General features: G+C 51.7%; 23 protein-coding genes and 5 tRNA genes. 16 read left to right on the forward strand and 12 right to left on the reverse strand.

From position 1 onward, the window contains the following. Positions 1–27: 27 nt before the first annotated feature. The 7 genes from OGV94_RS17240 to pnuC all read left to right on the forward strand — a co-directional run bounded on the left by OGV94_RS17240 (position 28) and on the right by pnuC (position 2784). Positions 28–103 (forward strand) — tRNA-Lys (locus tag OGV94_RS17240). A gap of 26 nt (positions 104–129) precedes the next feature. Further along, positions 130–205, forward strand: a tRNA-Val gene (locus OGV94_RS17245). Positions 206–208: 3 nt separating this feature from the next. Next, positions 209–284 (forward strand) — tRNA-Lys (locus OGV94_RS17250). Between the two features lie 147 nt (positions 285–431). Next, positions 432–507 (forward strand) — tRNA-Lys (locus tag OGV94_RS17255). A 132-nt stretch (positions 508–639) separates the two neighbouring features. Further along, a tRNA-Lys gene (locus OGV94_RS17260) sits at positions 640–715 on the forward strand. Between the two features lie 276 nt (positions 716–991). Beyond that, positions 992–2035 (forward strand): quinolinate synthase NadA, encoded by a 1044-nt coding sequence (gene nadA / locus OGV94_RS17265; protein ID WP_043015647.1) that lies wholly within the window; start codon positions 992–994, stop codon positions 2033–2035. Between the two features lie 29 nt (positions 2036–2064). Continuing rightward, complete coding sequence (pnuC, locus tag OGV94_RS17270) at positions 2065–2784, forward strand: nicotinamide riboside transporter PnuC (RefSeq protein WP_003831446.1); 720 nt, start codon at positions 2065–2067, stop codon at positions 2782–2784. On the opposite strand, the gene zitB is transcribed toward pnuC, so the two are convergent. After that, complete coding sequence (gene zitB / locus OGV94_RS17275) at positions 2781–3722, reverse strand: CDF family zinc transporter ZitB (protein ID WP_043015648.1); 942 nt, start codon at positions 3720–3722, stop codon at positions 2781–2783. The genes pnuC and zitB overlap by 4 nt on opposite strands. A 113-nt stretch (positions 3723–3835) precedes the next feature. After that, the gene (locus OGV94_RS17280; RefSeq protein WP_043015649.1) at positions 3836–4210 is read right to left on the reverse strand and encodes a YbgS-like family protein; all 375 of its coding nucleotides are present in this window, start codon (positions 4208–4210) and stop codon (positions 3836–3838) included. 317 nt (positions 4211–4527) lie between these two features. On the opposite strand from OGV94_RS17280, the gene aroG reads away from it, so the two are divergent. After that, positions 4528–5580 carry a 3-deoxy-7-phosphoheptulonate synthase AroG gene (gene aroG, locus OGV94_RS17285; protein WP_047412543.1) on the forward strand — a complete coding sequence of 351 codons (1053 nt, stop codon included), beginning with the start codon at positions 4528–4530 and terminating at the stop codon, positions 5578–5580. Between the two features lie 69 nt (positions 5581–5649). Here aroG and gpmA read toward each other — a convergent pair whose 3' ends face one another. From gpmA to modE, 7 genes are all read right to left on the reverse strand, one after another. After that, positions 5650–6402, reverse strand: coding sequence for a 2,3-diphosphoglycerate-dependent phosphoglycerate mutase (gpmA, locus tag OGV94_RS17290; protein WP_003022999.1), 753 nt, complete (start codon positions 6400–6402; stop codon positions 5650–5652). A gap of 232 nt (positions 6403–6634) precedes the next feature. Further along, positions 6635–7675 carry a galactose-1-epimerase gene (gene galM / locus OGV94_RS17295; RefSeq protein WP_080625534.1) on the reverse strand — a complete coding sequence of 347 codons (1041 nt, stop codon included), beginning with the start codon at positions 7673–7675 and terminating at the stop codon, positions 6635–6637. Beyond that, on the reverse strand, positions 7669–8817 hold the full coding sequence (gene galK / locus OGV94_RS17300; RefSeq protein WP_286523859.1) for a galactokinase: 1149 nt from the start codon (positions 8815–8817) through the stop codon (positions 7669–7671). The genes galM and galK overlap by 7 nt, the downstream gene beginning before the upstream one ends. Positions 8818–8820: 3 nt before the next feature. Continuing rightward, on the reverse strand, positions 8821–9867 hold the full coding sequence (galT, locus tag OGV94_RS17305; RefSeq protein ID WP_047412540.1) for a galactose-1-phosphate uridylyltransferase: 1047 nt from the start codon (positions 9865–9867) through the stop codon (positions 8821–8823). Positions 9868–9876: 9 nt separating this feature from the next. Further along, positions 9877–10893: a UDP-glucose 4-epimerase GalE gene (gene galE, locus OGV94_RS17310; protein ID WP_087052996.1), complete on the reverse strand. Its 1017-nt coding sequence runs from the start codon at positions 10891–10893 to the stop codon at positions 9877–9879. Between the two features lie 217 nt (positions 10894–11110). Further along, positions 11111–12583: a molybdate ABC transporter ATP-binding protein ModF gene (modF, locus tag OGV94_RS17315; RefSeq protein WP_172862839.1), complete on the reverse strand. Its 1473-nt coding sequence runs from the start codon at positions 12581–12583 to the stop codon at positions 11111–11113. Positions 12584–12650: 67 nt separating this feature from the next. Continuing rightward, positions 12651–13439, reverse strand: a complete 789-nt coding sequence (modE, locus tag OGV94_RS17320; RefSeq protein WP_043015656.1) for a molybdenum-dependent transcriptional regulator — start codon at positions 13437–13439, stop codon at positions 12651–12653. Between the two features lie 130 nt (positions 13440–13569). Between modE and OGV94_RS17325 the strand changes: the two genes are divergently transcribed. From OGV94_RS17325 to modC, 4 genes are all read left to right on the forward strand, one after another. Further along, positions 13570–13719, forward strand: coding sequence for an AcrZ family multidrug efflux pump-associated protein (locus OGV94_RS17325; protein ID WP_003023026.1), 150 nt, complete (start codon positions 13570–13572; stop codon positions 13717–13719). 199 nt (positions 13720–13918) lie between these two features. Next, the gene (modA, locus tag OGV94_RS17330; protein ID WP_032942749.1) at positions 13919–14692 is read left to right on the forward strand and encodes a molybdate ABC transporter substrate-binding protein; all 774 of its coding nucleotides are present in this window, start codon (positions 13919–13921) and stop codon (positions 14690–14692) included. Continuing rightward, positions 14692–15381 carry a molybdate ABC transporter permease subunit gene (gene modB, locus OGV94_RS17335; RefSeq protein ID WP_032942750.1) on the forward strand — a complete coding sequence of 230 codons (690 nt, stop codon included), beginning with the start codon at positions 14692–14694 and terminating at the stop codon, positions 15379–15381. Before modA ends, modB begins: the two co-directional genes overlap by 1 nt. 2 nt (positions 15382–15383) lie before the next feature. Further along, positions 15384–16442, forward strand: a complete 1059-nt coding sequence (gene modC / locus OGV94_RS17340) for a molybdenum ABC transporter ATP-binding protein ModC (RefSeq protein ID WP_043015657.1) — start codon at positions 15384–15386, stop codon at positions 16440–16442. Here the strand turns inward: modC and OGV94_RS17345 are convergent, their stop codons facing one another. Beyond that, positions 16443–17261, reverse strand: coding sequence for a pyridoxal phosphatase (locus tag OGV94_RS17345; protein ID WP_043015658.1), 819 nt, complete (start codon positions 17259–17261; stop codon positions 16443–16445). A gap of 165 nt (positions 17262–17426) precedes the next feature. Here OGV94_RS17345 and pgl point away from each other — a divergent pair, with 165 nt between their 5' ends. Further along, positions 17427–18422 carry a 6-phosphogluconolactonase gene (gene pgl, locus OGV94_RS17350; protein ID WP_043015659.1) on the forward strand — a complete coding sequence of 332 codons (996 nt, stop codon included), beginning with the start codon at positions 17427–17429 and terminating at the stop codon, positions 18420–18422. Positions 18423–18478: 56 nt separating this feature from the next. Here the strand turns inward: pgl and OGV94_RS17355 are convergent, their stop codons facing one another. Beyond that, positions 18479–19429 carry a LysR family transcriptional regulator gene (locus OGV94_RS17355; RefSeq protein ID WP_100194117.1) on the reverse strand — a complete coding sequence of 317 codons (951 nt, stop codon included), beginning with the start codon at positions 19427–19429 and terminating at the stop codon, positions 18479–18481. Positions 19430–19607: 178 nt separating this feature from the next. Here OGV94_RS17355 and OGV94_RS17360 point away from each other — a divergent pair, with 178 nt between their 5' ends. The 3 genes from OGV94_RS17360 to OGV94_RS17370 all read left to right on the forward strand — a co-directional run bounded on the left by OGV94_RS17360 (position 19608) and on the right by OGV94_RS17370 (position 24506). Beyond that, positions 19608–20660: a 4-oxalomesaconate tautomerase gene (locus OGV94_RS17360; RefSeq protein WP_286523861.1), complete on the forward strand. Its 1053-nt coding sequence runs from the start codon at positions 19608–19610 to the stop codon at positions 20658–20660. Between the two features lie 82 nt (positions 20661–20742). Beyond that, on the forward strand, positions 20743–22176 hold the full coding sequence (locus OGV94_RS17365) for an anion permease (RefSeq protein ID WP_286523863.1): 1434 nt from the start codon (positions 20743–20745) through the stop codon (positions 22174–22176). A 68-nt stretch (positions 22177–22244) separates the two neighbouring features. Then, on the forward strand, positions 22245–24506 hold the full coding sequence (locus tag OGV94_RS17370) for a hydratase (RefSeq protein WP_286523865.1): 2262 nt from the start codon (positions 22245–22247) through the stop codon (positions 24504–24506). A gap of 54 nt (positions 24507–24560) precedes the next feature. On the opposite strand, the gene OGV94_RS17375 is transcribed toward OGV94_RS17370, so the two are convergent. Continuing rightward, positions 24561–25844, reverse strand: coding sequence for a putative acyl-CoA thioester hydrolase (locus OGV94_RS17375; protein ID WP_043015660.1), 1284 nt, complete (start codon positions 25842–25844; stop codon positions 24561–24563). Between the last annotated feature and the right edge of the window lie 166 nt (positions 25845–26010).

The raw sequence follows: 26010 nt of genomic DNA on the forward strand, positions 1-26010 counted from the left end.
AACAGCCCGAAAGCGGTGAAAAAAAGTGGGTCGTTAGCTCAGTTGGTAGAGCAGTTGACTTTTAATCAATTGGTCGCAGGTTCGAATCCTGCACGACCCACCACTTAATGCAGTATCCAGCGTAGTATCGGGTGATTAGCTCAGCTGGGAGAGCACCTCCCTTACAAGGAGGGGGTCGGCGGTTCGATCCCGTCATCACCCACCACTCGGGGCGTTAGCTCAGTTGGTAGAGCAGTTGACTTTTAATCAATTGGTCGCAGGTTCGAATCCTGCACGCCCCACCAACTTTAACATCGTACTCAGATGTTAAACGTGAAGGATAACGTTGCTTTAGCAACGGCCCGTTAGGGCGAGACGAAGTCGAGTCATCCTGCACGCCCCACCACTATTTTGGTGGTTCCGAGTAAAAATTTTTCAGGTTGCATCCGAGCGGGTCGTTAGCTCAGTTGGTAGAGCAGTTGACTTTTAATCAATTGGTCGCAGGTTCGAATCCTGCACGACCCACCAATGTTTCTGGTGAAAGCAATAGTAAACCGTGAAGGATAACGTTGCGTAAGCAACGGCCCGTAGGGCGAGGCGAAGCCGAGTCATCCTGCACGACCCACCATCCTGAATAATTGAAGTAGTACACCCCATATGGGGGCGTTAGCTCAGTTGGTAGAGCAGTTGACTTTTAATCAATTGGTCGCAGGTTCGAATCCTGCACGCCCCACCAGTGTAAAAAGGCGCCCTAAAGGCGCCTTTTTGCTATCTGCGATTTATAAGATTCGAACCTGCTTGGCTGATGCGCTTCGCTTATCAGGCCTACGGGTGCCAAATGTAGGCCGGATAAGACGCCAGTCGCCATCCGGCACTCATCACACGCAATTATTGTGACTTTTCTGCGCCAATCCGCTATCTTGTTTAGCATATAAAACAAATCAAACCGAATATGGCGTGCGTCACGCTTTTAATCGGTTATTTCGTTAAGCCAGTAAAACGAGAAAGCAAGATGAGCGTGATGTTTGATCCAGAAGCAGCAATTTATCCGTTTCCGCCGAAACCAGCGCCGCTGAGTGTGGATGAAAAGCAATTTTATCGTGAAAAAATCAAGCGCCTGCTGAAAGAGCGTGATGCCGTTATGGTCGCGCACTATTACACCGATCCTGAAATTCAGCAGTTGGCAGAAGAGACCGGCGGCTGTATCTCCGATTCTCTGGAGATGGCGCGGTTTGGTGCAAAACATTCTGCCTCTACGCTGCTGGTTGCCGGCGTGAGGTTTATGGGAGAAACCGCCAAAATTCTCAGCCCGGAAAAGACTATCCTGATGCCGACCTTACAGGCGGAATGTTCATTAGATCTGGGCTGTCCGATTGACGCGTTCAGCGCATTTTGCGACGCGCATCCGGATCGTACCGTGGTGGTTTACGCTAATACCTCAGCCGCCGTTAAAGCACGTGCGGACTGGGTTGTCACTTCCAGTATCGCAGTAGAACTTATTGAGCATCTTGATAGTTTAGGTCAAAAAATCATCTGGGCCCCGGACAGGCATCTGGGCAACTACGTGCAAAAACAGACCGGTGCAGACGTTCTTTGTTGGCAGGGAGCTTGTATCGTCCACGATGAGTTTAAAACCCAGGCTTTAACACGCATGAAAGGGCTTTACCCTGATGCCGCTGTGCTGGTGCACCCGGAGTCTCCTCAGTCTATCGTAGATATGGCTGATGCGGTTGGCTCAACCAGCCAGCTAATTAATGCAGCAAAATCGTTACCGCACAAGCAGCTGATTGTGGCGACTGACCGGGGCATTTTTTACAAAATGCAGCAAGCCGTTCCGGATAAAGAGCTACTTGAAGCTCCGACGGCCGGTGAGGGGGCAACTTGTCGCAGCTGCGCGCATTGTCCGTGGATGGCGATGAACGGCCTCAAGGCGATTGCTGAGGGCCTGGAGGAGGGTGGTGCGGCTCATGAGATACATGTTGATGCCGCACTGCGAGAAGGGGCGTTGTTGCCGTTAAACCGTATGTTGGAATTTGCGGCTACACTTCGAGCTTAATTATTTATTTTTTTGCTCTGGGGGAAAAGATGGACTTTTTTAGCACGCAGAACATTCTGGTACATATTCCGATTGGCGCGGGCGGTTACGATCTGTCATGGATCGAAGCCGTGGGGACTATCGCCGGGTTGCTGTGTATTGGCCTCGCGAGTCTTGAGAAAATCAGCAATTACTTCTTTGGTCTGATAAACGTCACGTTGTTTGCGATTATCTTCTTTCAGATCCAACTCTATGCCAGCCTGTTGCTGCAAGTTTTCTTCTTTGCCGCCAACATCTACGGCTGGTATGCCTGGTCCCGGCAAACCAACCAGCATGAAGCGGAACTGAAAATTCGCTGGCTGCCGTTACCAAAAGCGATCGGCTGGCTGGCGGCTTGCGTGGTGGCGATTGGCCTGATGTCGGTCTATATCGATCCGGTCTTTGCGTTCCTGACCCGTATCGCGGTGAACATCATGCAGGCATTGGGATTACAGGTTGTTGTGCCTGAACTGCAACCCGATGCATTCCCGTTCTGGGACTCCTGCATGATGGTGCTGTCGATTGCGGCGATGATCCTGATGACGCGTAAATACGTTGAAAACTGGCTGCTGTGGGTGATCATTAACGTCATCAGCGTGGTGATATTTGCCCTGCAAGGCGTATATGCCATGTCGCTGGAATATGTGATCCTGACGGTTATCGCCCTGAACGGTAGCAGGATGTGGATTAACAGCGCGCGTGAGCGGGGTTCCCACGCGCTGTCCCATTAATGGTGGTGATGTGAATGGCCGGACACGCCCTGATACAGGTGGCAGTCCGGCCCATTGCACGGCTGATACTCCATCTGGATCGTCGCATGCTCAATCTGGTAGTGATGGATAAGGAAATGTTGAATACGCTCCAGCAGCGCATCGTGATCGTGCGGCGGGATCACCTGTACATGCAGCGTCATCACCGGTTTTTCACCCACCATCCAGACATGGACATGGTGTACGTTGCGCACTTCAGGGATGTCCCGGCTGAGATGGCGCTGTAGTGCGGCGATATCCAGCGCCAGCGGGGCGCCTTCCAGTAATTCATTAACACTATCTTTTAATAATCGCCAGGCACTGCGCAGCACCAGCACGGAAACCAGGATCGACAGGATCGGATCCGCAGGCGTCCAGCCCGTCCAGATGATAATCAGTGCCGCGATAATTGCCCCAACAGAACCGAGTAAATCGCCCATCACATGCAGCGCTGCGGCGCGGACGTTCAGGTTTTTCTCTTCACTGCCGCGATGTAAAACCCAAAAAGCGAGCACGTTGGCCAGTAGGCCTGCGACAGCTATAACCATCATCATGCCGCCAGCCACGGGGCGAGGCGTCTGGAAGCGTTCAACCGCCTCCCAGACGATTAAAATGGTGATAACGACCAATGCGATGGCATTAACAAATGCAGCCAGCGTCGTGAGCCTCAGCCAACCGAAGGTGTGGCGGATTGTGGGTGGGCGGCGGGAAAACTGGACCGCCAGCAACGCGAAAAGGAGCGCCGCGGCATCCGTGAGCATATGCCCGGCGTCGGCCAGCAAGGCCAGCGAGCCGGAGAGTATTCCCCCCACCACTTCAACCAACATAAATCCGGCTGTAATGCAAAATGCGAACATCAGTCGGCGGGCATTATTGTCCTTCGGTTGCTCAGAGGAAGTATGAGTATGTGCGTGCGCCATTATGCCATCCCTTTGTTATTCTCATCTTTACTGTATGCCATCATACCGTTTTTGGGATGATAAAATTAAAAAGGAGAGCTATTGCTCTCCCGTTATTAGCTTTATTTTCAGCGTTACTGGGTGGTGCCGTCAGTTTTGGTATCAACATCATTATTGATGCCGTTTCCGGTCTCAACCTTCTTATTCACATCGGGGCAGCGGCCGTCTTTACACATGGTATTTTTGTGCACCTCGTCTTTGGTCATCCCCTCATGGTTCATTGACGAACCGTCCGGGTGAAGCATTGTGCCACCTGAATTCACGTTACTGTTGTCGACATTATTTGGCGCTACGTTTTCGCGGGCGTCAGGGGCGACTTGTCCGGCGTCAGCCGAGGAATTTGCCTGGCCGTTATTGGACTGAGCGTTGGTGTCCGCAGCCAGCGCCGCGCCGCTGGCGAGGCTGAGTGTAGCGGTAAGAAAGAGTGAAGCGAGCTTTGTCATATGCATAATATGCTCCTGTTAAGGTCGATATGTCGGATAACGTCTTCCAACAGTGCATGTGGCAGATACATCATCAATATGTGGTTAATAGTTTTGCTGTTGAAATTAAAACCAGCATAGAATCTTGAAAATTATGAAAATTAAAGCTGTTACAGTTATAAATTGTAGATTGGATCTCGTTTTTCGCTACTTTATTGCGTTTTTTTGGCCAATTCCAGGATTAATCCGTCCAAAGTGTAAAACCCCGTTTACACTTTATGACTGAAGATATAGATTGGAGGGATTGCATTCATTTATATAAGTATGGCAACGCTGGAATAATCATGAATTATCAGAACGACGATTTACGCATCAAAGAGATCAACGAGTTATTACCGCCAGTCGCACTGCTGGAAAAATTCCCCGCTACTGAAAATGCCGCAAATACGGTGGCTCATGCCCGTAAGGCGATTCATAAAATTCTGAAAGGAAGCGACGATCGCCTGCTTGTGGTGATTGGACCGTGTTCAATTCATGATCCGGCCGCTGCCAAAGAGTATGCCGCTCGCCTGCTGGCGCTGCGCGAAGAGTTAAAAGGCGAGCTTGAAATTGTCATGCGCGTCTATTTTGAAAAGCCACGTACTACCGTTGGCTGGAAAGGGCTTATCAACGATCCGCACATGGACAACAGCTTCCAGATCAACGATGGGCTGCGCATTGCGCGTAAACTGCTGCTGGATATCAACGACAGCGGATTGCCGGCTGCGGGTGAATTCCTCGATATGATAACCCCGCAATATCTCGCCGACCTGATGAGCTGGGGCGCGATTGGGGCACGAACTACTGAATCTCAGGTGCACCGTGAACTGGCATCTGGTCTGTCTTGCCCGGTTGGTTTCAAAAACGGTACCGATGGCACCATCAAAGTGGCGATTGATGCAATCAACGCCGCAGGAGCGCCACACTGCTTCCTGTCGGTGACCAAATGGGGTCATTCGGCGATCGTGAATACCAGTGGCAATGGCGATTGCCATATCATTCTGCGCGGCGGCAAAGAGCCGAACTACAGCGCTCAGCATGTTGCCGAGGTGAAAGAAGGTCTGATCAAGGCAGGACTCTCAGCGCAAGTGATGATCGACTTTAGCCATGCCAACTCCAGCAAGCAGTTCAAAAAGCAGATGGATGTTGCGAAAGATGTTTGTGGGCAAGTCGCCGGTGGCGAAAAAGCGATTATTGGCGTGATGATTGAAAGCCATCTGGTAGAAGGCAACCAGAACCCGGATAGCGGCGAACCGCTGACCTACGGTAAGAGCATCACCGACGCCTGCATTGGCTGGGAAGACACCGATGCGGTGTTGCGCCAACTGGCGGATGCGGTAAAAGCGCGCCGCGGTTAAGTTTTAATGCCTCTCTCATAGGCAAAAAAAAGCGCGGATAATCCGCGCTTTTTGTATTCTGCGAAGAAATTACTTCGCTTTACCCTGGTTCGCCACGGCGGCGGCTTTTGCTGCGATCTCGTCAGCGTTACCCAGATAGTAGTGTTTGATCGGCTTGAAGTTTTCGTCGAACTCATACACCAGCGGTACGCCGGTCGGGATGTTCAGTTCAAGGATCTCATCTTCGCCCATGTTATCCAGATATTTCACCAGCGCACGCAGAGAGTTGCCGTGAGCGGCAATAATCACACGCTCACCGCTTTTCATGCGCGGCAGAATGGTTTCATTCCAGTAAGGGATAACGCGATCGATGGTCAGCGCCAGGCTTTCGGTAACCGGTAACTCTTTGTCGGTCAGCTTCGCATAACGCGGATCGTGACCCGGATAACGCTCGTCGTCTTTGGTCAGTTCTGGCGGGGTAACCGCAAAGCCGCGACGCCATTGCTTAACCTGCTCATCACCGTATTTTTCTGCGGTTTCCGCTTTGTTCAGACCCTGCAGCGCGCCGTAATGACGTTCATTCAGTTTCCAGGATTTCTCAACCGGCAGCCACGCCTGATCCAGTTCGTCCAGTACGTTCCACAGGGTGTGGATGGCACGTTTCAGCACAGAGGTATAAGCAAAATCGAAGCTGTAGCCTTCCTCTTTCAGCAGTTTACCTGCCGCTTTTGCTTCGCCTACACCTTTCTCGGACAGATCAACGTCATACCAACCGGTAAAACGGTTCTCGTTGTTCCACTGACTTTCACCGTGACGTACCAGAACCAGCTTAGTTACAGCCATACACTCACTCCTATAAATCATATTGAATGATAATAATTCTCATTATATTGCCGTAATTCGTCAGCGGCAATGCTTACGCATAACCATAGCGAAAATAGCGCCACAGTGTAAGGTTCTTGTGAATTCAAGGTTGCGATTTTGTCTTTGAGTGGTGGGGATTTGAGCGGGTCTGTTGTGATAAACAAGCAACAGGCCCGATACGTTACGTCATCGGGCCTGTGACGGGGAAGGTTCAAACGGGAATAAACTGATATTCCGTTACGCTGGCATACTCGTCCCCCGGACGCAGGAAGCAGTCCGGTTGCGGCCACTCTGGATGGTTCGGGCTGTCAGGCAGAAACTCACTTTCCAGCGCCAGACCTTGCCAGTCTTCGTAGGCGTCTGGCCCACGAGATGGCGTACCGCCGAGGAAGTTGCCGGAGTAAAACTGCAATGCCGGGGCCGAGGTGTAGACCACCATTTGCAGTTTTTCATCCTGTGACCATAGCTGAGCGACCGGTGTACGTGCATTACCCTGAGCCTGAAGCAGGAAGGCATGATCGTAACCTTTCACCTTGCGCTGATCGTCATCGGCCAGAAATTCACTGCTGATGATTTTAGGCGTGCGGAAATCGAAAGTGCTACCGGCGACGGATTTCAGTCCATCATGCGGGATGCCCATTTCGTCCACCGGTAAGTACTCGTCCGCCAGAATTTGCAACTTATGCTGGCGCACATCCGTTTTATCGCCGTCGAGATTAAAGTAGACGTGATTTGTCAGATTGACCGGGCAGGGCTTATCGACCGTGGCGCGGTAGGTTATCGAAATACGATTATCGTCAGTCAGGCGATACTGCGCGGTAGCGCATAGATGGCCCGGGAAGCCCTGATCGCCATCGTCAGACGTTAAGGCGAACAGTACCTGACGGTCATTCTGATTGACTATCTGCCAGCGGCGTTTGTCGAAACCATCCGGCCCGCCGTGCAGTTGGTTGTCGCCCTGACTTGGTATTAATTCGACGGTTTCGCCGGCAAAGGTATAACGACTGTTGGCGATACGGTTAGCGTAGCGACCAATCGAGGCCCCCAAAAATGCAGCCTGTTCCGGGTATTGTTCCGGGCTGGCGCACCCGAGTATGGCTTCGCGCACGCTACCATCGCTAAGCGGAATACGCGCAGAGAGCAGGGTTGCGCCCCAGTCCATGAGCGTGACCACCATCCCTGCGTCATTGCGCAGGGTGAGCAGGCGAAACGGCTGACCGTCCGGAGCCTGCACAGGGATTTCGTTTAACATTGTCCGGCTCCTTGAGAAGGTTTGCAGACGTAGAATGTTTCTTTGATACCGGTTTTCGCTTCGTATTGTTCCGCGACGGCCTGCTGAACGGCAGGTACCAAATCTTGTGGGATCAGCGCCACGATGCAGCCGCCGAAGCCGCCACCAGTCATACGTACACCGCCTTTATCGCCAATGGTCGCTTTGACAATCTCTACCAGAGTATCAATTTGCGGCACGGTAATTTCAAAGTCATCGCGCATTGAGGCGTGAGATTCCGCCATCAGTTGGCCCATACGCAGCAGGTCGCCTTTTTCCAGCGCTTGCGCGGCTTCAACGGTACGCGCATTTTCTGTGATCACGTGGCGGACGCGTTTGGCGACAATCGGATCCAGCTCGTGGGCGACGGCATTAAACGCTTCAAGGCTGACATCACGCAGCGCTGGTTGCTGGAAGAAACGCGCGCCGGTTTCACACTGTTCGCGACGAGTGTTGTATTCGCTGCCGACCAATGTGCGTTTAAAGTTGCTGTTGATGATTACCACCGTGACACCCTCAGGCATCGAAACGGCTTTGGTGCCCAGCGTACGACAGTCGATCAGCAACGCATGATCTTTCTTGCCAAGCGCAGAGATCAACTGATCCATAATGCCGCAGTTACAACCGACAAACTGGTTTTCAGCTTCCTGACCATTCAGGGCAATCTGCGCGCCGTCGAGCGGCAGATGATAGAGCTGCTGGAATACCGTACCAACAGCGACTTCCAGCGAGGCGGAAGAGCTTAAACCCGCACCCTGCGGGACGTTACCGCTAATCACCAGATCCGCACCGCCAAAAGCATTATTGCGCTTTTGTAGATGTTTCACCACGCCACGCACGTAGTTTGACCACTGCTGGGTGTCATGGGCGATAATCGGCGCATCGAGAGAGAACTCATCAATCTGATTGTCGTAATCAGCGGCGACTACGCGGACTTTTCGATCGTCACGCGCCGCACAGCTGATGGCGGTCTGATAGTCGATGGCGCAGGGCAGAACGAAGCCGTCGTTATAATCGGTATGTTCGCCGATCAGGTTTACGCGACCCGGCGCCTGAATAATATGGGTGGCAGGGTAGCCAAACGTTTCTGCAAACAGAGATTGTGTTTTTTCTTTCAGACTCATTATTTAAACTCCGGATTCGCGAAAATGGATGTCGCTGACTGCACGCAGTCGCTCAGCCGCTTGTTCTGCCGTCAGGTCACGCTGGGTCTCCGCCAGCATTTCATAACCGACCATAAATTTACGCACGGTCGCAGAACGCAGCAGCGGCGGGTAAAAGTGAGCGTGCAACTGCCAGTGTTCGTTTTCTTCACCGTTAAACGGTGCGCCGTGCCAGCCCATAGAATAGGGGAATGAGCACTGGAACAGGTTATCGTAACGACTGGTCAGTTTTTTCAACGCCAGCGCCAGGTCTGTACGCTGTTCATCGGTCAAATCAGTAATACGCAGCACGTGCGCTTTCGGCAGCAGCAGCGTTTCGAACGGCCACGCGGCCCAGTAAGGTACAACTGCCAGCCAGTGCTCGGTTTCAACGACCGTACGGCTGCCGTCCGCCAGTTCACGCTGGACGTAATCAACGAGCATCGGCGCGCCTTGTTCGGCGAAGTACGCTTTCTGCAGGCGATCTTCACGTTCGGCTTCGTTAGGCAAAAAGCTGTTGGCCCAAATTTGTCCGTGTGGGTGCGGGTTCGAGCACCCCATCGCTGCGCCTTTATTCTCAAAGACCTGCACCCAGGGATAGGTTTTGCCTAAGTCTTCAGTCTGCTCCTGCCACGTTTTTACGATTTCTGTCAGCGCAGGGACGCTGAGTTCCGGCAGCGTTTTGCTGTGATCGGGTGAGAAGCAAATCACGCGGCTGGTACCGCGCGCGCTCTGGCAGCGCATCAACGGATCGTGACTGTCCGGCGCGTCCGGGGTATCGGACATCAGCGCCGCAAAGTCATTGGTGAAGACATAGGTCCCGGTGTAATCCGGGTTTTTGTCACCGGTAACGCGCGTATTACCAGCGCACAGGAAGCAGTCCGGGTCATGCGCAGGCAGTACCTGCTTAGACGGGGTTTCCTGCGCCCCTTGCCAGGGGCGTTTGGCGCGATGCGGTGATACGAGGATCCACTGCCCGGTGAGTGGGTTAAAACGACGATGTGGATGATCGACAGGATTGAATTGCGTCATGATTGGTCCTTAATCCGAATATCCTTGTGGGTGGCGTGACTGCCAGTGCCAGGTGTCTTGTGCCATTTCATCCAGAGTGCGGGTCACGCGCCAGTTGAGCTCGCGATCGGCTTTGCTGGCATCAGCCCAGTAGGCCGGAAGATCGCCATCACGGCGCGGAGCGAAATGGTAATTAATGGGTTTACCGCAGGCTTTGCTGAAGGCGTTGACCACGTCCAGCACGCTGCTGCCGATGCCTGCCCCAAGGTTGTAAATATGTACACCCTGTCTGCCAGCCAGCTTTTCCATGGCGGCAACGTGGCCGTCGGCGAGATCCATCACGTGGATGTAGTCGCGAACGCCGGTGCCATCTTCAGTGGGGTAGTCGTTGCCAAATATGGCAAGTGATTCGCGGCGACCTACGGCAACCTGTGCGATGTATGGCATCAGGTTGTTTGGAATACCTTGCGGATCTTCCCCCATATCTCCCGACGGATGAGCGCCAACTGGGTTAAAGTAGCGCAGCAAGGCGATGCTCCAGTCGGGCTGTGCTTTTTGCAGGTCGGTGAGGATCTGTTCCACCATCAGCTTACTTTTGCCGTACGGACTTTGCGGCGTGCCGGTGGGGAAGCTTTCAACATAAGGAATTTTCGGTTGATCGCCATAGACGGTCGCGGAGGAGCTGAAAATGAAGTTTTTCACGTTGGCGGCGCGCATTGCATTCACCAGACGCAGAGTGCCGTTGACGTTGTTGTCATAATACTCCAGCGGCTTGGCAACGGATTCTCCCACGGCTTTTAAACCAGCAAAGTGGATGACCGTGTCAATGGCATGATCGTGCAGAATTTCGGTTATCAGCGCCTCGTTGCGGATATCTCCTTCCACGAAAGTTGGATGCTTGCCGCCTAAACGCTCGATGACGGGCAGAACGCTACGCTTGCTGTTGCAGAGATTATCCAGAATCACTACTTCGTGACCGTTTTTCAGCAACTGCACGCAAGTGTGGCTTCCAATGTAACCGCTACCACCTGTAACCAATACTCTCATAATTCGCTCCGTTAAGCCTATGGTATGCAATAACCATAGCATAACAAAGATGCGAAAAGTGTGACATGGAATAAAATAGTGGAATCGTTTACACACTGGCATTTTCAGGTGTACGTAGTGGTTATTATATTTTAAATCATTACGTTAGATTGTTTTCTCAGCGTTTGTCTGAAAAAAAGGCCAGAAAAAGGGCGTATTCAACGCCCTGGTATGAAAATTAACGCAGAGAGGTTTGTCGATAGGTGTAGATATCGCCCTCGGGGACAAACTCCAGTCGATGGGTAATACAGGCTGGGGCATCTTCGGCATGATGAGAGACGAACAGCAGTTGAGTTTCACCTTCACCGATTAGCACATCCACAAACCGACGAATCAGTTGGCGATTGAGAGGATCTAATCCTTGCAAAGGCTCATCAAGAATCAACAACGTAGGATGTTTAACTAATGCGCGAACAATCAATGCCAGCCGCTGCTGTCCCCAGGAAAGACTATGAAACGGCGCATCCGCGGTACGCTTATCGATGCCCAGGATTTCCAGCCACTGCTGTACCAGCTTGTGCTGCCTGTCGGAGACGGCCTGATAAATGCCGATTGAATCAAAATAACCAGAGAGAATAACGTTGCGTACCGTCGTACTTACCCGGTAATCCAGATGCAGGCTGCTGCTGACGTAACCGATGTGTTTTTTGATATCCCAGATAGTTTCACCGCTGCCCCGACGGCGGCCAAACAGGGTCAGGTCGTTGCTGTAACCCTGGGGATGATCGCCGGTGATTAAACTGAGCAAGGTTGATTTTCCCGCACCGTTGGGGCCGACAATTTGCCAGTGTTCCCGCGGATTTACCCGCCAGCTCAGATGATGAAGGATAGGGCGATCGTTATACGAGACGGTGCCATCGTTAAGCACAATTCGCGGCTCGTTTTCTGACAATGTGCGCCGCACCGAAGGCTCATCCGGCTCGGGTAACTGAATGCCTTCCAGCCGCTCGCTATGGGCAAGCTGAGCGATTAATGCTTGTTGCAGAAGGTCGGTTTTTGCGCCGGTGTCCGTCAGCGTGCAATCGGCAAGTACGCCAGCAAACTGCACGAATTCGGGAATTTCATCAAAACGATTAAGCACCATCACCAGCGTTAAACCGGCCTGGTGCAGTTCAGCGAGCAGTTCTGCTAACTGCCGACGGGACGCCACGTCCAGCCCGTCAAAGGGTTCATCCAGGATCAGTAAATCTGGCGAGGACATTAACGCCTGGCAGAGCAGGGTTTTGCGTGTTTCACCGGTCGAAAGGTATTTGAAACGTCTGTTAAGCAGAGCTGAAATGCCAAACTGCTGCGCCAGCGCAGCGCAGCGGGCGGGATCGTTGACCTCATCCTGAATGATTTCTGTGGTGGTGCGCCCGGTGTCGTCTTCGCCGGGGCTAAGAAGGTCGGTGTTGTTTCGCTGCCATTCGTCGCTGACCAGCTTTTGGAGTTGCTCAAAAGAGAGTCGGGTAATACGCGCGAACTGACAGTGGCGCTCGCCTTTCAGGAGCGGCAACTCTCCCGCCAGCGCGCGGGCCAGCGCGGATTTCCCGCTACCGTTAGAACCAACAAACGCCCAGCTATCACCCGCGTTTAACGTCAACGCATCTATCTGGAGCATTTTTGTGTCGCTAAGACGAAACATGCCTTGCGAAATTTGCAACGATGACATTTTGTATCCCATTATTTGCAGCGATTAATAACAGGGATACGTGTTCTTCAGGCTGATGTCAATTAACTCAGCACAGTGTGGCGATAATCACCCGGTCAGCATTAAACCATGCGGTGACGTTAGCGCCTTCTTGCAGCGTTGTGGCGTCCTGGGCCGGGACAGTGGCGCACAGCGTCTGGCCGTCTGGTAACGTCATCAGCACTTCACACTGTTCCGCTCCGCGTTCTATATGGCTGATCGTACCCTGCAACTGGTTATCGGCGGCCTGGGCAATGGCGTCGTCCTGAGTAATTCCTACCCATGGTGCTTTCAGCAGAATCAACACTTCTTTGCCTTCCTCCAGGCCCAGACGCTCGCCGCTTTGCGCAGTGATCGCGACTTTCAGGCGCGTTTCGCCATCGGCCAACAGCACGTCGACATGCTGTTGAACCTGATCGTGGTCGCGGGCGGTTATTGTGCCAAACCACTGGTTACGGGCGCTGGTTTGCAGTGAAAAACGAGAGATAGCCGCCAGCAGGCTATTGAGCGGCAGCGCATCGTCATCGCTCAAAACATCAAAGGCTTTTTGTTGGATTTGCGCCAGTAAATCGTACAGCTGGATTAAGCGTTGGCCGTAGCGTGTTAACACCGCGCCACCGCCGCCTTTGCCGCCTGTTGCGCGCTCAACCAGCGTCTGCTCGCTGAGCTGGTTCATTTCATTAATCGCATCCCAGGCGCTCTTGTAGCTAATACCTGCATCCTTCGCGCCCTGACTGATGGAGCCGGAAAGCGCAATGTGCTTAAGCAGAGAAATGCGACGGGGATCGGCAAACAGTTTTTGCTGAAGTTTCAGCGTAAGAAGGATTTCGGCCTGCATCACAAGCTCCTGGCAAAAAAGGGTATTGTGACGGAAAACCGCGCCTGAGCAAAGCCGACCGCACAAAAGGGGAGTGCTTTTCTGCGTTATGTGGTTAGAATACAGCTAAGGACTATATCTGGAGTTGACCATGTTAGAGTTATTGAAAAGTCTGGTATTCGCCGTAATCATGGTACCTGTGGTAATGGCCATCATTCTGGGTCTGATTTACGGACTGGGTGAAGTGTTCAACATTTTCTCCGGTATCGGTCAGAAAGACCAGTCCAGACAGAATCATTGATTCCCCAAACGCCCGCTCAGTCGGGCGTTTATATTTTTCGCCTGCCAACCCGTTTTCGCTGACTACAGTTTCTCAAGATCCTGCTTTCCCTGCCGATATTTTCTTTGTCTAACCTCTAATTGGTATCAATAACCTCTGGGAAAATCCTGATTTACTCGTTATATTTGCGCCTACATAACGAAACGCAAAGGAGTTACAGATGGCACGTACATGGTTACGCTTGTTTGCAGGGGCAACACTTTCTCTTACCGTTGCCGGGCATGCGCTGGCGGATGAAGGCAAAATTACGGTGTTTGCCGCGGCTTCACTGACCAACGCGATGCAGGACATTGCGACGCAATACAAAAAAGAGAAGAACGTTGATGTTGTCTCCTCTTTTGCCTCTTCATCCACACTGGCGCGTCAGATTGAAGCAGGCGCACCGGCCGATCTGTTTATTTCTGCCGATCAGAAATGGATGGATTACGCGGTAGACAAAAAGTCGATTGATACCGCAACGCGTGCAACGCTGTTAGGTAACAGCCTGGTGGTGGTCGCGCCGAAAGCCAGTGCACAGAAAGACTTCACTATTGACAGCAAAACCAACTGGACCAGCCTGTTGAACGGTGGACGTCTGGCCGTTGGCGATCCGGAACATGTTCCGGCGGGCATTTATGCCAAAGAAGCGCTGCAAAAACTGGGTGCATGGGATACCCTGGCCCCGAAACTGGCACCTGCTGAAGATGTGCGCGGTGCGCTGGCGCTGGTAGAGCGTAACGAAGCGCCGCTGGGTATCGTCTATGGTTCCGATGCCGTCGCCAGCAAAGGCGTAAAAGTCGTTGCGACTTTCCCGGAAGATTCGCACAAAAAAGTGGAATACCCTATCGCGATTGTTGATGGGCACAAAAACGCAACGGTTAGCGCGTTCTATGATTACCTGAAAGGACCGCAGGCTGCTGAAATCTTTAAACGTTATGGATTTACGACCAAGTAATGATACTGACCGATCCTGAATGGCAGGCCGTCATACTGAGCCTGAAAGTTTCTTCCCTGGCCGTCTTGTTTAGCCTGCCGTTTGGGATCTTCTTTGCCTGGCTGCTTGTGCGATGCAAGTTCCCGGGCAAAGCACTGCTCGACAGCGTTCTGCATTTGCCGCTGGTTCTGCCGCCGGTGGTGGTGGGCTATCTGTTGTTGATTGCTATGGGGCGGCGCGGATTCATTGGCGAATGGCTGTACGACTGGTTTGGCATCACCTTTGCCTTTAGCTGGCGCGGTGCGGTGCTGGCCGCAGCGGTGATGTCTTTCCCTCTGATGGTAAGGGCTATTCGTCTGGCGTTGGAAGGTGTTGACGTCAAACTGGAGCAGGCGGCCCGCACGCTGGGAGCCGGACGCTGGCGCGTATTCATGACCATTACGCTACCGCTGATGCTACCCGGCATTATTGTCGGTACGGTGCTGGCGTTTGCGCGTTCCCTCGGGGAATTCGGCGCAACAATTACCTTTGTCTCCAATATTCCTGGCGAAACCCGCACTATCCCTTCGGCGATGTATACCTTGATCCAGACCCCCGGCGGCGAAAGCGCGGCGGCAAGGTTATGTATTATTTCTATTGTGTTAGCGCTGATTTCACTGCTGATCTCTGAATGGCTGGCGCGTATTAGCCGTGAACGGACGGGGCGATAACCATGCTGGAACTTAATTTCTCTCAGACGCTGGGAACGCATTGCCTGACGCTCAACGAAACGCTGCCAGCCAGCGGGATCACCGCTATTTTCGGTGTTTCCGGCGCGGGAAAAACCTCACTGATTAACGCCATCAGCGGTCTGACCCAGCCGCAGTCCGGGCGTATCGTGCTCAACGGTCGGGTCTTAAACGACGTCGAGAACGGTGTCTGTTTAACGCCTGAAAAACGCCGGGTGGGCTATGTTTTCCAGGATGCGCGCCTGTTCCCGCATTATAAAGTACGCGGTAACCTGCGTTATGGAATGGCGAAAAGCATGGCCGGACAGTTTGACAAGCTGGTGGCGCTGTTGGGCATTGAGCCGCTGCTTGACCGTCTGCCCGGCGGTCTTTCTGGTGGCGAAAAGCAGCGCGTCGCGATCGGCCGGGCGTTGCTTACCGCGCCGGAACTGTTGCTGCTTGATGAGCCGTTAGCCTCGCTGGATATTCCGCGTAAGCGCGAACTGCTGCCTTATCTGCAACGCCTGGCGCGAGAAATCAATATTCCGATGCTGTACGTCAGCCACTCGCTCGATGAAATCTTGCACCTGGCGGACAAAGTGATGGTACTGGAAAACGGGCAGGTCAAAGCGTTTGGTTCGCTGGAAGATGTCTGGGGCAGCAGCGTGATGCACCCCTGGCTGCCTAAGGAACAGCAAAGCAGCATTCTGAAAGTCAGCGTGCTGGAACATCATCCACACTACGCGATGACCGCGTTGGCGCTTGGCGATCAGCATTTGTGGGTCAATAAGCTGGATCAACCGCTGCAAACCGCGCTGCGTATTCGTATTCAGGCATCTGATGTTTCACTGGTGCTCCAACCGCCGCAGCAGACCAGTATTCGTAACGTTCTCCGGGCGAAAGTCGCGCAGTGCTATGACGATAACGGCCAGGTGGAAGTTCAGCTTGAAGTGGGCGGCAGGACGCTGTGGGCGAGGATTAGCCCATGGGCCAGGGATGAACTGGGTATCAAACCTGGCCTGTGGCTGTACGCGCAAATTAAGAGCGTGTCGATTACCGCCTGATTACAGCAGGTGCGAGTAAATAAATTTCGCGATGCTGTCGGTGGTGTTGTCACCAATCACGATGTTGGCGCGGGCTTTTACCGCGTCATCCGCATTGCCCATCGCCACGCCAGTGCCTGCGGCTTCCAGCATGCTGATATCGTTGAAGTTATCACCAAAGGCAATCACGTTTTCCATTGATCCGCCCTGTGCTTCAATCCATTGGGTCAGGCGTCGTCCTTTGCTGTTGCCTTTACGGGCAATGTCGACCTGATCGTGCCAGGACCATTCACACTCCAGCCCCAACTGTTGCTCGACGTACTGACCAAACTGCTGCAGTTTCGGAATATCTTCGTCGGTCAGCGCAAATTTCCAGACGGCGTTAACGTCATGTGCGGCCTGTGCCAGCGAAGGCACCTGGGTGAAGGTTGGGCGCTGTTCCGGCGGCAGAGTTTGCGCCCAGTTAGCGGTACGTACTACATGCCCGGTCGGGCGCTCATACAGCATGGCCTCATCGACATACATCAGCCCGTGGATCTGATGTTCATCCAGCATTTCGATCAGCTGTAATGCCTGGTCTACCGGAAGAGGATCGGAATCCAGTACCTTTTTTGCCTGATAATCATACAAGTAGGTGCCGTTACAGCAAATTGCAGGTGTATCCAGCGCCAGTGCCTGATAAAAAGGATGAATAGCAACGTGATGGCGACCTGTGACAATGATAAGTTGGTAGCCTGCTTCTCTGGCGCGCGAGAGCGCTTCCAGAGAGGATGGCAGCAAGGTTTTTTTCGGGGTCAACAGGGTACCGTCTAAATCCAGGGCAATCACGCGTGCGGTCATAGTTTTTTCCAGATTAAGGTTGAGAATTTCGTCTGCTGGAATGGTACACCGAGACGGGAGCCGGACAAAATTCTGAGCCTTAATTAAGCATTCACCGTTAAAAGCGTCTACCTTAGGCGTGTGTCAGGCAATTGCAGCCACCTGCCAAAAAGCAAAGGAGTATTCATGAAGCAAACCGTTTATACCGCCAGCCCTGAAAGTCAGCAAATCCACGTCTGGAGCCTGAATCACGATGGTTCTCTGACGCTGACGCAGGTGGTTGATGTGCCGGGTCAGGTACAGCCGATGGTCGTCAGCCCGGATAAGCGCTACCTGTATGTAGGCGTGCGCCCGGAGTTTCGCGTGTTGGCTTACCGTATTGCGCCTGATGACGGTGCGCTGACTTTCGCGGCGGAGTCTGCGCTGCCGGGCAGCCCGACGCATATTTCTACCGATCATCAGGGACGTTTCGTGTTCGTTGGCTCTTATAACGCTGGCAGCGTGAGCGTCACGCGTCTGGAAGATGGTCTGCCGGTGGAACTGGTTGACGTGGTTGAAGGTCTGGATGGCTGTCACTCGGCCAACATCTCTCCGGATAACCGTATTCTGTGGGTTCCTGCGTTGAAGCAGGATCGTATCTGCCTGTTTGAGGTAAGCGATGATGGTCATCTGGTCGCGCAGGAACCGGCTGAAGTAAACACCGTTGAAGGTGCGGGCCCACGTCATATGGCGTTCCATCCGAATAAACAATATGCCTACTGTGTGAATGAACTGAACAGCTCCGTTGACGTCTGGGAGCTGAAAGATCCGTACGGTAAGATCGAGTGCGTGCAGACGCTGGATATGATGCCTGCTGATTTCGCTGATACCCGTTGGGCCGCAGATATTCACATCACGCCGGATGGGCGTCATCTGTATGCCTGCGATCGCACCGCCAGCCTGATTACGGTCTTTAGCGTGTCTGAAGATGGCAGCGTGCTGACCAAAGAGGGTTTCCAGCCTACCGAAACTCAGCCGCGCGGTTTTAATGTCGACCACAGTGGTAAATACCTGATTGCCGCCGGGCAAAAATCGCACCATATCGCGGTGTACGAGATTGCAGGCGAGCAAGGGCTGCTGACAGAGAAAGGACGTTATGCGGTAGGTCAGGGCCCGATGTGGGTCGTGGTTAACGCGTATTAAAACGCGCAGGCGTTATAAACGATCCGCAATCTTTTCAGATTGCGGATTTTTTTTGTTTATTTAATGAACGGTAGATTGTCCTGACGTTCAGCAACAGATTTCCAAAGACTATCTTTATCGTCAGCCCATAAATTAAGCAGTAGAGAGAAAAAGCGTTCAGCGGGAGGTGAAAGAATAGCATCCTTACGCCGAATAACCCCCAGCGTACGTCTAATGACAGGCTCAACCAATGGGATCCCTGTCAGCGTTGGGTGTGGCGTTTGCGGCATTGCCAGTCCGGGTAACGCGGAAACGCCGAGTCCGGCTTCCACCAGGCCCAGCGAGGTGGACAGATGCCGAACTTCGTAAAACCAGTTCAATTTCCATGGTTTATCTGCCAAATGCTGTTCAATCAACAATCGGTTACCGCTTGACGAGCGAACGCCTATCAATTTGTAATTCAGCAATTCCTGCCACTCCACTAACTGTTTATTGGCGAGCGGATGATCGCGCCGACAGGCCAGAACAAACGGTTCGTTAACCAGCGGAGTGAACTCGATAGAGGAATTTGTGATGTTGTTCATGTTTATTCCAAAATCAGCCTCGTTGCAAAGTACGGATTCCATACAATTATTCGTACCTTGTTCAATTATTCGTACCTTGATATTGGGATACCGCTCATTAAATTTTCCTATTGCCAACGGTAAGAAATAGAAAACCGCGGTAGGAATGCAGGACAATGTCACCATGCCGTGATGATGAATATTCATTTCACTAATATTAAAAATGGTTTCATCTAAAGCTCTAATTAATTCTCTGGCTTCTGGTAATAGCATTTTTCCCGCTTTTGTTAATGTGACTTTGCGAGTTGTTCTTTCAAAGAGTTGAGTGTGTAAATACTCTTCCATTTTTTTAATTCTGCGCGTTAACGCAGGTTGCGTAATATTAAGTAACTTGGCGGCATTGTTAAAAGAATCGGACTCTGCCAGCGTGACAAATGCCTTCATGCTCGATAATTCATGTTTCATTCTGACTCCGGACTCAATCAGGGAGGCCCCTGTCTAAGATGAAAGCGTCCAGTGTATCTGCAATTCTTAAATTTTAATTAATAAAAATAAATCACTAATCACACAAACAAAGTCATTAGCCACCCTATTCATGACATGCAACCATGTACTCAGTGGGAATAATATTGAGAGCATTGTCATGAAAAAAATACCTTGCGTTATGATGCGCGGAGGAACTTCCAGAGGCGCATTTTTATTGGCACAAGATCTACCTGAAGAAGTAAAACGACGTGATGAAATATTGATTAAAATTATGGGTTCCGGCAATGCGCTGGAAATAGACGGTATCGGCGGTGGCAATCCGTTAACCAGTAAAGTAGCGATTATTAGTCGTTCAAACGATCCCAACGCTGATATCGATTATTTATTTGCTCAGGTACTGGTACATGAGCAACGAGTCGATACCACACCCAACTGTGGCAATATGCTTTCCGCCGTTGGCGCGTTTGCTATTGAAAAGGGATTGATTGCAGCCACAATACCGACTACTCGCGTCCGCATTCGCAATGTAAACACCAGCACGTTTATCGAGGCCGATATACAAACTCCGTACGGCGTTGTTGAGTATGAAGGAACAGCGAGAATTGATGGTGTACCAGGAACATCTGCGCCTGTTGCGCTGACGTTTCTCAATGCCGCGGGTTCCAAAACCGGACTTATTTTCCCGACAGGTCAGCAGATCGATTATATCGACTCGATTCCGGTGACCTGCATGGATATGGCGACGCCTGTTGTGATTATTCCTGCAGAATACCTGGGCAAAACGGGCTATGAATCAGCGGAGGATTTAGATGCAGACAGCGCATTAATGTCGCGCATTGAATCTATTCGTTTACAGGCCGGTGACGCTATGGGCCTGGGTGATGTCACTAATAAGGTTATCCCAAAGCCAATTCTTATCTCGGCTCCTCAACACGGTGGCGAAATTAATGTTCGTTATTTTATGCCGCACTCCTGCCATAAAGCGCTGGCGATTACCGGGGCGATAGCTATCGCCAGCAGTTGTGTCATTAATGGTACCGTTACGCGTCAGGTAACGGCTGGTGCGGATTACGGGAATATCAATATCGAACATCCTGGCGGCGCACTTGATATTCATTTAATCAACAAAGGGGATGAACCCGCAACCATCAGAGCTTCGGTTATTCGTACTGCCAGAAAGATATTTTCCGGTGACGTTTACCTTCCCTGACAGCATTGACCTCAATTTGCTGTGATTACGGAAAATCGAAAAATATTCTGTATTTGATGTACAGATTATCCAGGACTCAAAAATGAACGTTAAATCATTATGGAAACTAATTTTAATATTAGCGATCCCTTGTCTTATCGGTCTCATTCCAGCACCTGCGGGATTAAGTGAACTGGCATGGGTGCTGTTTGGTATTTATCTTGCTGCGATTGTCGGACTGGTGATCAAACTGTTTCCTGAACCGGTAGTCTTATTGATTGCGGTTGCCGCCTCTATGGTGGTTGTAGGAAATTTAGGTAGCGGCGTACTTAAAACCAGCAGCGTGCTGAGCGGTTATGCTTCCGGTACGACGTGGCTGGTTTTCTCAGCGTTTACCTTAAGCGCTGCTTTTGTGACGACGGGGTTGGGCAAGCGTATTGCCTATATTCTGATCGGTAAAATAGGTAATACTACGCTTGGCCTGGGCTACGTGACCGTATTTCTTGACCTGGTATTAGCCCCGGCAACACCATCAAATACGGCGCGAGCGGGAGGAATCGTATTACCCATCATCAACAGCGTGGCGGTGGCGTTGGGCTCTGAGCCTGACAAAAGTCCACGCCGTGTCGGCCATTACCTGATGATGTCGGTCTATATGGTCACTAAAACAACCAGCTATATGTTTTTTACCGCGATGGCGGGAAACATACTGGCGTTGAAAATGATCAATGATATCTGTCACCTGCAGTTGAGCTGGGGCGGATGGGCGCTTGCTGCAGGATTGCCTGGAATGGTTATGCTGTTGCTGACGCCGCTCGTTATCTATTTTATGTATCCACCTGAAATTAAAAAGGTTGATAACAAAACTATCGCGAAGGCTGGGCTTCAGGATTTAGGGCCAATGAAAGGGCGTGAAAAAATGCTGCTGGGCATTTTCGTTCTCGCGTTATTGGGATGGATCTTCAGTAAAAGCCTCGGCGTTGATGAATCAACGGTAGCGATAGTCGTTATGGGTACGATGCTGTTGTTTGATGTCGTCACCTGGGATGATGTGGTCAAAAATAAGGGCGGCTGGAATACCTTAATCTGGTACGGCGGTATTATCGGTTTAAGTTCGCTATTATCGAAAGTGAAATTCTTCGACTGGTTAGCCGAACTGTTCAAAAACAATCTCGACTTTGGTAATCACGGCAATGTGGCATTCTTCGTTATTTTGTTCCTGAGCATTATCGTTCGTTACTTCTTTGCCTCTGGCAGCGCATATATTGTGGCAATGATGCCGGTGTTTGCCATGTTGGCGAATGTGTCCGGGGCCCCACTGATGTTAACGGCGCTGGCGCTACTTTTCTCAAACTCGTATGGCGGAATGGTCACCCACTACGGCGGTGCTGCGGGTCCGGTTATTTTTGGCGTCGGATATAACGATATTAAATCGTGGTGGCTGGTTGGCGCCATGTTGACCTTACTGACTTTTATTGTCCATATCACCCTCGGCGTGTGGTGGTGGAATATGTTGATTAACTGGAACATGCTGTAAACCATAAGCCAGATTTAAATTATTAATTGACTGTGCGCTTATGTAAGCACAGGACTACGGAGTATCAAATGATTACGTTGTATGAAAAAGGAATTTATCTCTCCGATAATAATGAAATTATAGCTGAGGAGTCATTGCCTGCGCATATCTGCAAAGAGGACGCGAAAAAAGGAACCATCGCGTGGTCGATTCTCGCCGCGCATAATACGTCCGGTGATATGGATAAGCTTAAAATTAAGTTTGATTCATTAGCTTCACACGATATTACCTTTGTCGGTATTATTCAGACCGCAAAAGCATCAGGTATGGAGCGGTTTCCACTGCCGTATGTTCTAACTAACTGCCATAATTCATTATGTGCGGTAGGGGGGACCATTAACGGTGACGATCATATGTTTGGTCTGTCTGCGGCGCAGCGTTATGGTGGAATCTTTGTGCCGCCACATATTGCTGTCATCCATCAATATATGCGTGAAATGATGGCGGGTGGCGGCAAAATGATCCTTGGCTCAGACAGCCATACTCGTTACGGCGCGTTAGGCACGATGGCGGTAGGAGAAGGGGGCGGTGAACTGGTCAAACAACTGCTAAACGATACCTGGGATATTGATTATCCCGGCGTGGTTGCCGTTTATCTGACCGGCAAGCCTGTTGCGGGCGTTGGCCCACAGGATGTGGCGTTAGCGATCATTGGCGCGGTATTTAAAAATGGCTACGTCAAAAATAAGGTCATGGAGTTTGTCGGCCCTGGCATTCGCCATCTCTCAACGGATTTTCGCAACAGCGTTGATGTGATGACCACCGAAACCACCTGTCTGAGCTCCGTCTGGCAAACAGATGATGAAACTCGCAGTTGGCTGGCATTGCATGGGCGCGAACAAGACTATCGCCAGCTCAGTCCGCAGCCGATGGCCTGGTACGACGGTTGTATTTATGTCGATTTGAGTGCGATTAAGCCGATGATTGCGCTGCCATTCCATCCAAGTAATGTCTATGAGATTGATACTCTCAATGAGAATCTCACGGATATTCTCCGGGAGATTGAAGTTGAATCTGCACGTATCGCGCAGGGTAAAGCCAGCCTCTCGTTGTTGGACAAAGTAGAAAATGGCCGCTTAAAAGTACAGCAGGGGATCATTGCCGGATGCTCGGGGGGCAACTATGAAAACGTGATTGCCGCAGCGCAGGCATTACGCGGTCAATCCTGCGGCAATGATGCTTTCTCGCTGGCGGTCTACCCTTCGTCACAGCCGGTGTTTATGGATTTAGCGCAGAAAGGTGTCGTTACGGATTTGCTGGGAGCGGGGGCCGTCATCAGAACCGCATTCTGCGGTCCATGCTTTGGCGCGGGCGATACGCCAATCAACAATGGTCTTAGCATTCGTCATACCACGCGTAATTTCCCCAACCGTGAAGGCTCGAAGCCGGGCAATGGTCAAATGTCAGCCGTTGCGCTGATGGATGCGCGCTCGATTGCAGCTACGGCAGCTAGCGGGGGATTCCTCACTGCCGCAACGGAACTGGACTGCTGGCATACGCTGCCGGACTATGCGTTTAATCCAGCGCCTTATAAGAGTCGCGTATACCAGGGATTCGTGAAAGGGGCCACGCAGCAGCCGCTCATTTACGGCCCGAACATTAAAGACTGGCCGGAACTGGGCGCATTAACGGACAATATTCTGCTGAAAGTGGCCTCGAAGATCCTTGATGACGTGACAACGACGGATGAGCTTATCCCGTCCGGAGAAACCTCTTCGTATCGTTCTAATCCACTGGGACTGGCTGAATTTACGCTGTCGCGACGAGATCCGGGGTATGTGGCAAGAAGTAAAGCGATGTCGGAGTTGGAAAAACGGCGTATGGCGGGTGATGTTAGCGAGCTGGCATCGGTTTTCGAACGTATCCGACAGATTACCGGTCAGGAAAATGTGCAACCGCTGGATACTGAGATTGGCAGCATGATTTACGCCGTCAAGCCTGGGGATGGTTCAGCGCGCGAGCAGGCGGCGAGCTGTCAGCGAGTGATTGGCGGACTGGCAAATATCGCCCAGGAATATGCCACCAAGCGTTACCGTTCCAACGTTATCAACTGGGGTATGCTACCGCTCCAGATGGCAGAGCAACCCTCATTTGAGGTGGGTGACTACATCTTTATTCCCGGTATTCGCCGCGCGTTGGATGAGTGCAGTAGCGCTATCAAAGCCTACGTGCTTCACGATGATGGTGCGGTGAGTGAAATCAGCGTGTATATGGAAAGTCTGACCGGGGAAGAACGTGAAATTATTAAGGCAGGGAGTTTGATTAACTTTAATAAGTCACGTTTGGTATAACGTCATAAAAAAGGTCGCCAGCTTCAAGCTGGCGACCTTTTTGTTTTTCAGTCATTACTTTTTAGGTTCAGCAACCACTTTACTACCGATACCGCGGTTGTTGTATTCCCACATGCGGTTGAAATTGGTGTCGTTCAGGTTACGCTGGATTTCACCTTTATCATCTTCTGCACCCGTATTTCCGGCAAACGGGTGTTTTGCGATAACGCTGTCAGCCCATGGTTTTGCCATGTTAAAGCCTTCGTTAATTACGCTGTCACGAATCACGACCTGACCGTTAGTGTTGGAATCGACATCCAGCGAGCGGCCCAGTTGCGCCACGCCATCGCCACTTGCCGTGAAGCGGCTATTGATAGCCAGAAAACCGTAGTAGATGTTTGACAGGGTAGCCGGTGCGAACACATAGGCTTCCTGCTGGGTACGGGAATTCACTACACGGAATTCGGTGTTATCGAACACCACTGCGCCGCGACCGGACACAATATCCACATCGCCTTCAATGTAGCTGTTAGTCACCAGCGTACGCGGCTGACGATCGTTTTCCAGACGGTTTTGCACGCCGCTGTTGGTCACGAAGAAGGTATTCTGGCGGCCCAGGATGTTAACCTTGTTAATCTGCACTTTATCGCCATCGGTACGCAGCGCAACGGCCGGGTGGTTGCCCGCATCAACGCTGTCACCGAGGTTGTTCTCGATGGTCAGGTTTTGCAATTGCAGACCGTTATTTTGCGACCAGACGACGGCGGAACACATTACGCCAATATTTGCGCCACGTTTGTTCTGGCAATTATCAAACATATACCACGCAGGTTTACCCGGCATGTATTTACCGCCCGGGTTCACCGTACGACGCCAGTCTGCGGTGCTCATGTCACCGTCAATGGCCTGGCCGATTTTTACATCCAGCGGTTTTTCGCCCATACCGTACAGCGTCAGGCTACCCGTTGCTGCCGGAATGTATACCGTACCCTGATACTCGCCCGGCATAATCGCGATGTACTGACGTTTGTTAGTACGTTTGATGATTGCCGCATCAACCGCAGCCTGAATGCTGGTATGGGTGACGCCCTGAGTGCCTGCCGGGCCAACGACGAAGTCAGGCTGCGCAGGCAAAGAAATAGCAGAAGGGCTCCACGGCGCGGTGTTTGGCGTCAGTGCGGAAAAATAGTGCGCAGCAACGAAGTTTTTCGCTTCATTGGCCGACAGGATCGGGCGCGAAGAGGTGCCTGGCGCGGTCTGATCGGAAGGAATTTGATCGGGCGGCGTAGAGCTACAGGCGGTCAGCGTCACGCCAAAAGCCATAGCCAGCGCCAGACGGGAAACTGATGATATGTTCACAGGTTGCTCCGGGCTTTGAAAAGTTATCCATTGAAGCCTGCTTTTTTATACTAAGTTGAGCGAAACGGGAAGGTTAAAAGGTAAAAAGTTGTTTTTATCACCACAAAGCCCGGCGCGGAGAGTCCTTATATCACAAATACATAACAATTACGGTCCTTCAGGTTGA

It is taken from the genome of Citrobacter sp. Ce006 (genome assembly GCF_030336535.1).
GTDB lineage: Bacteria > Pseudomonadota > Gammaproteobacteria > Enterobacterales > Enterobacteriaceae > Citrobacter > Citrobacter europaeus.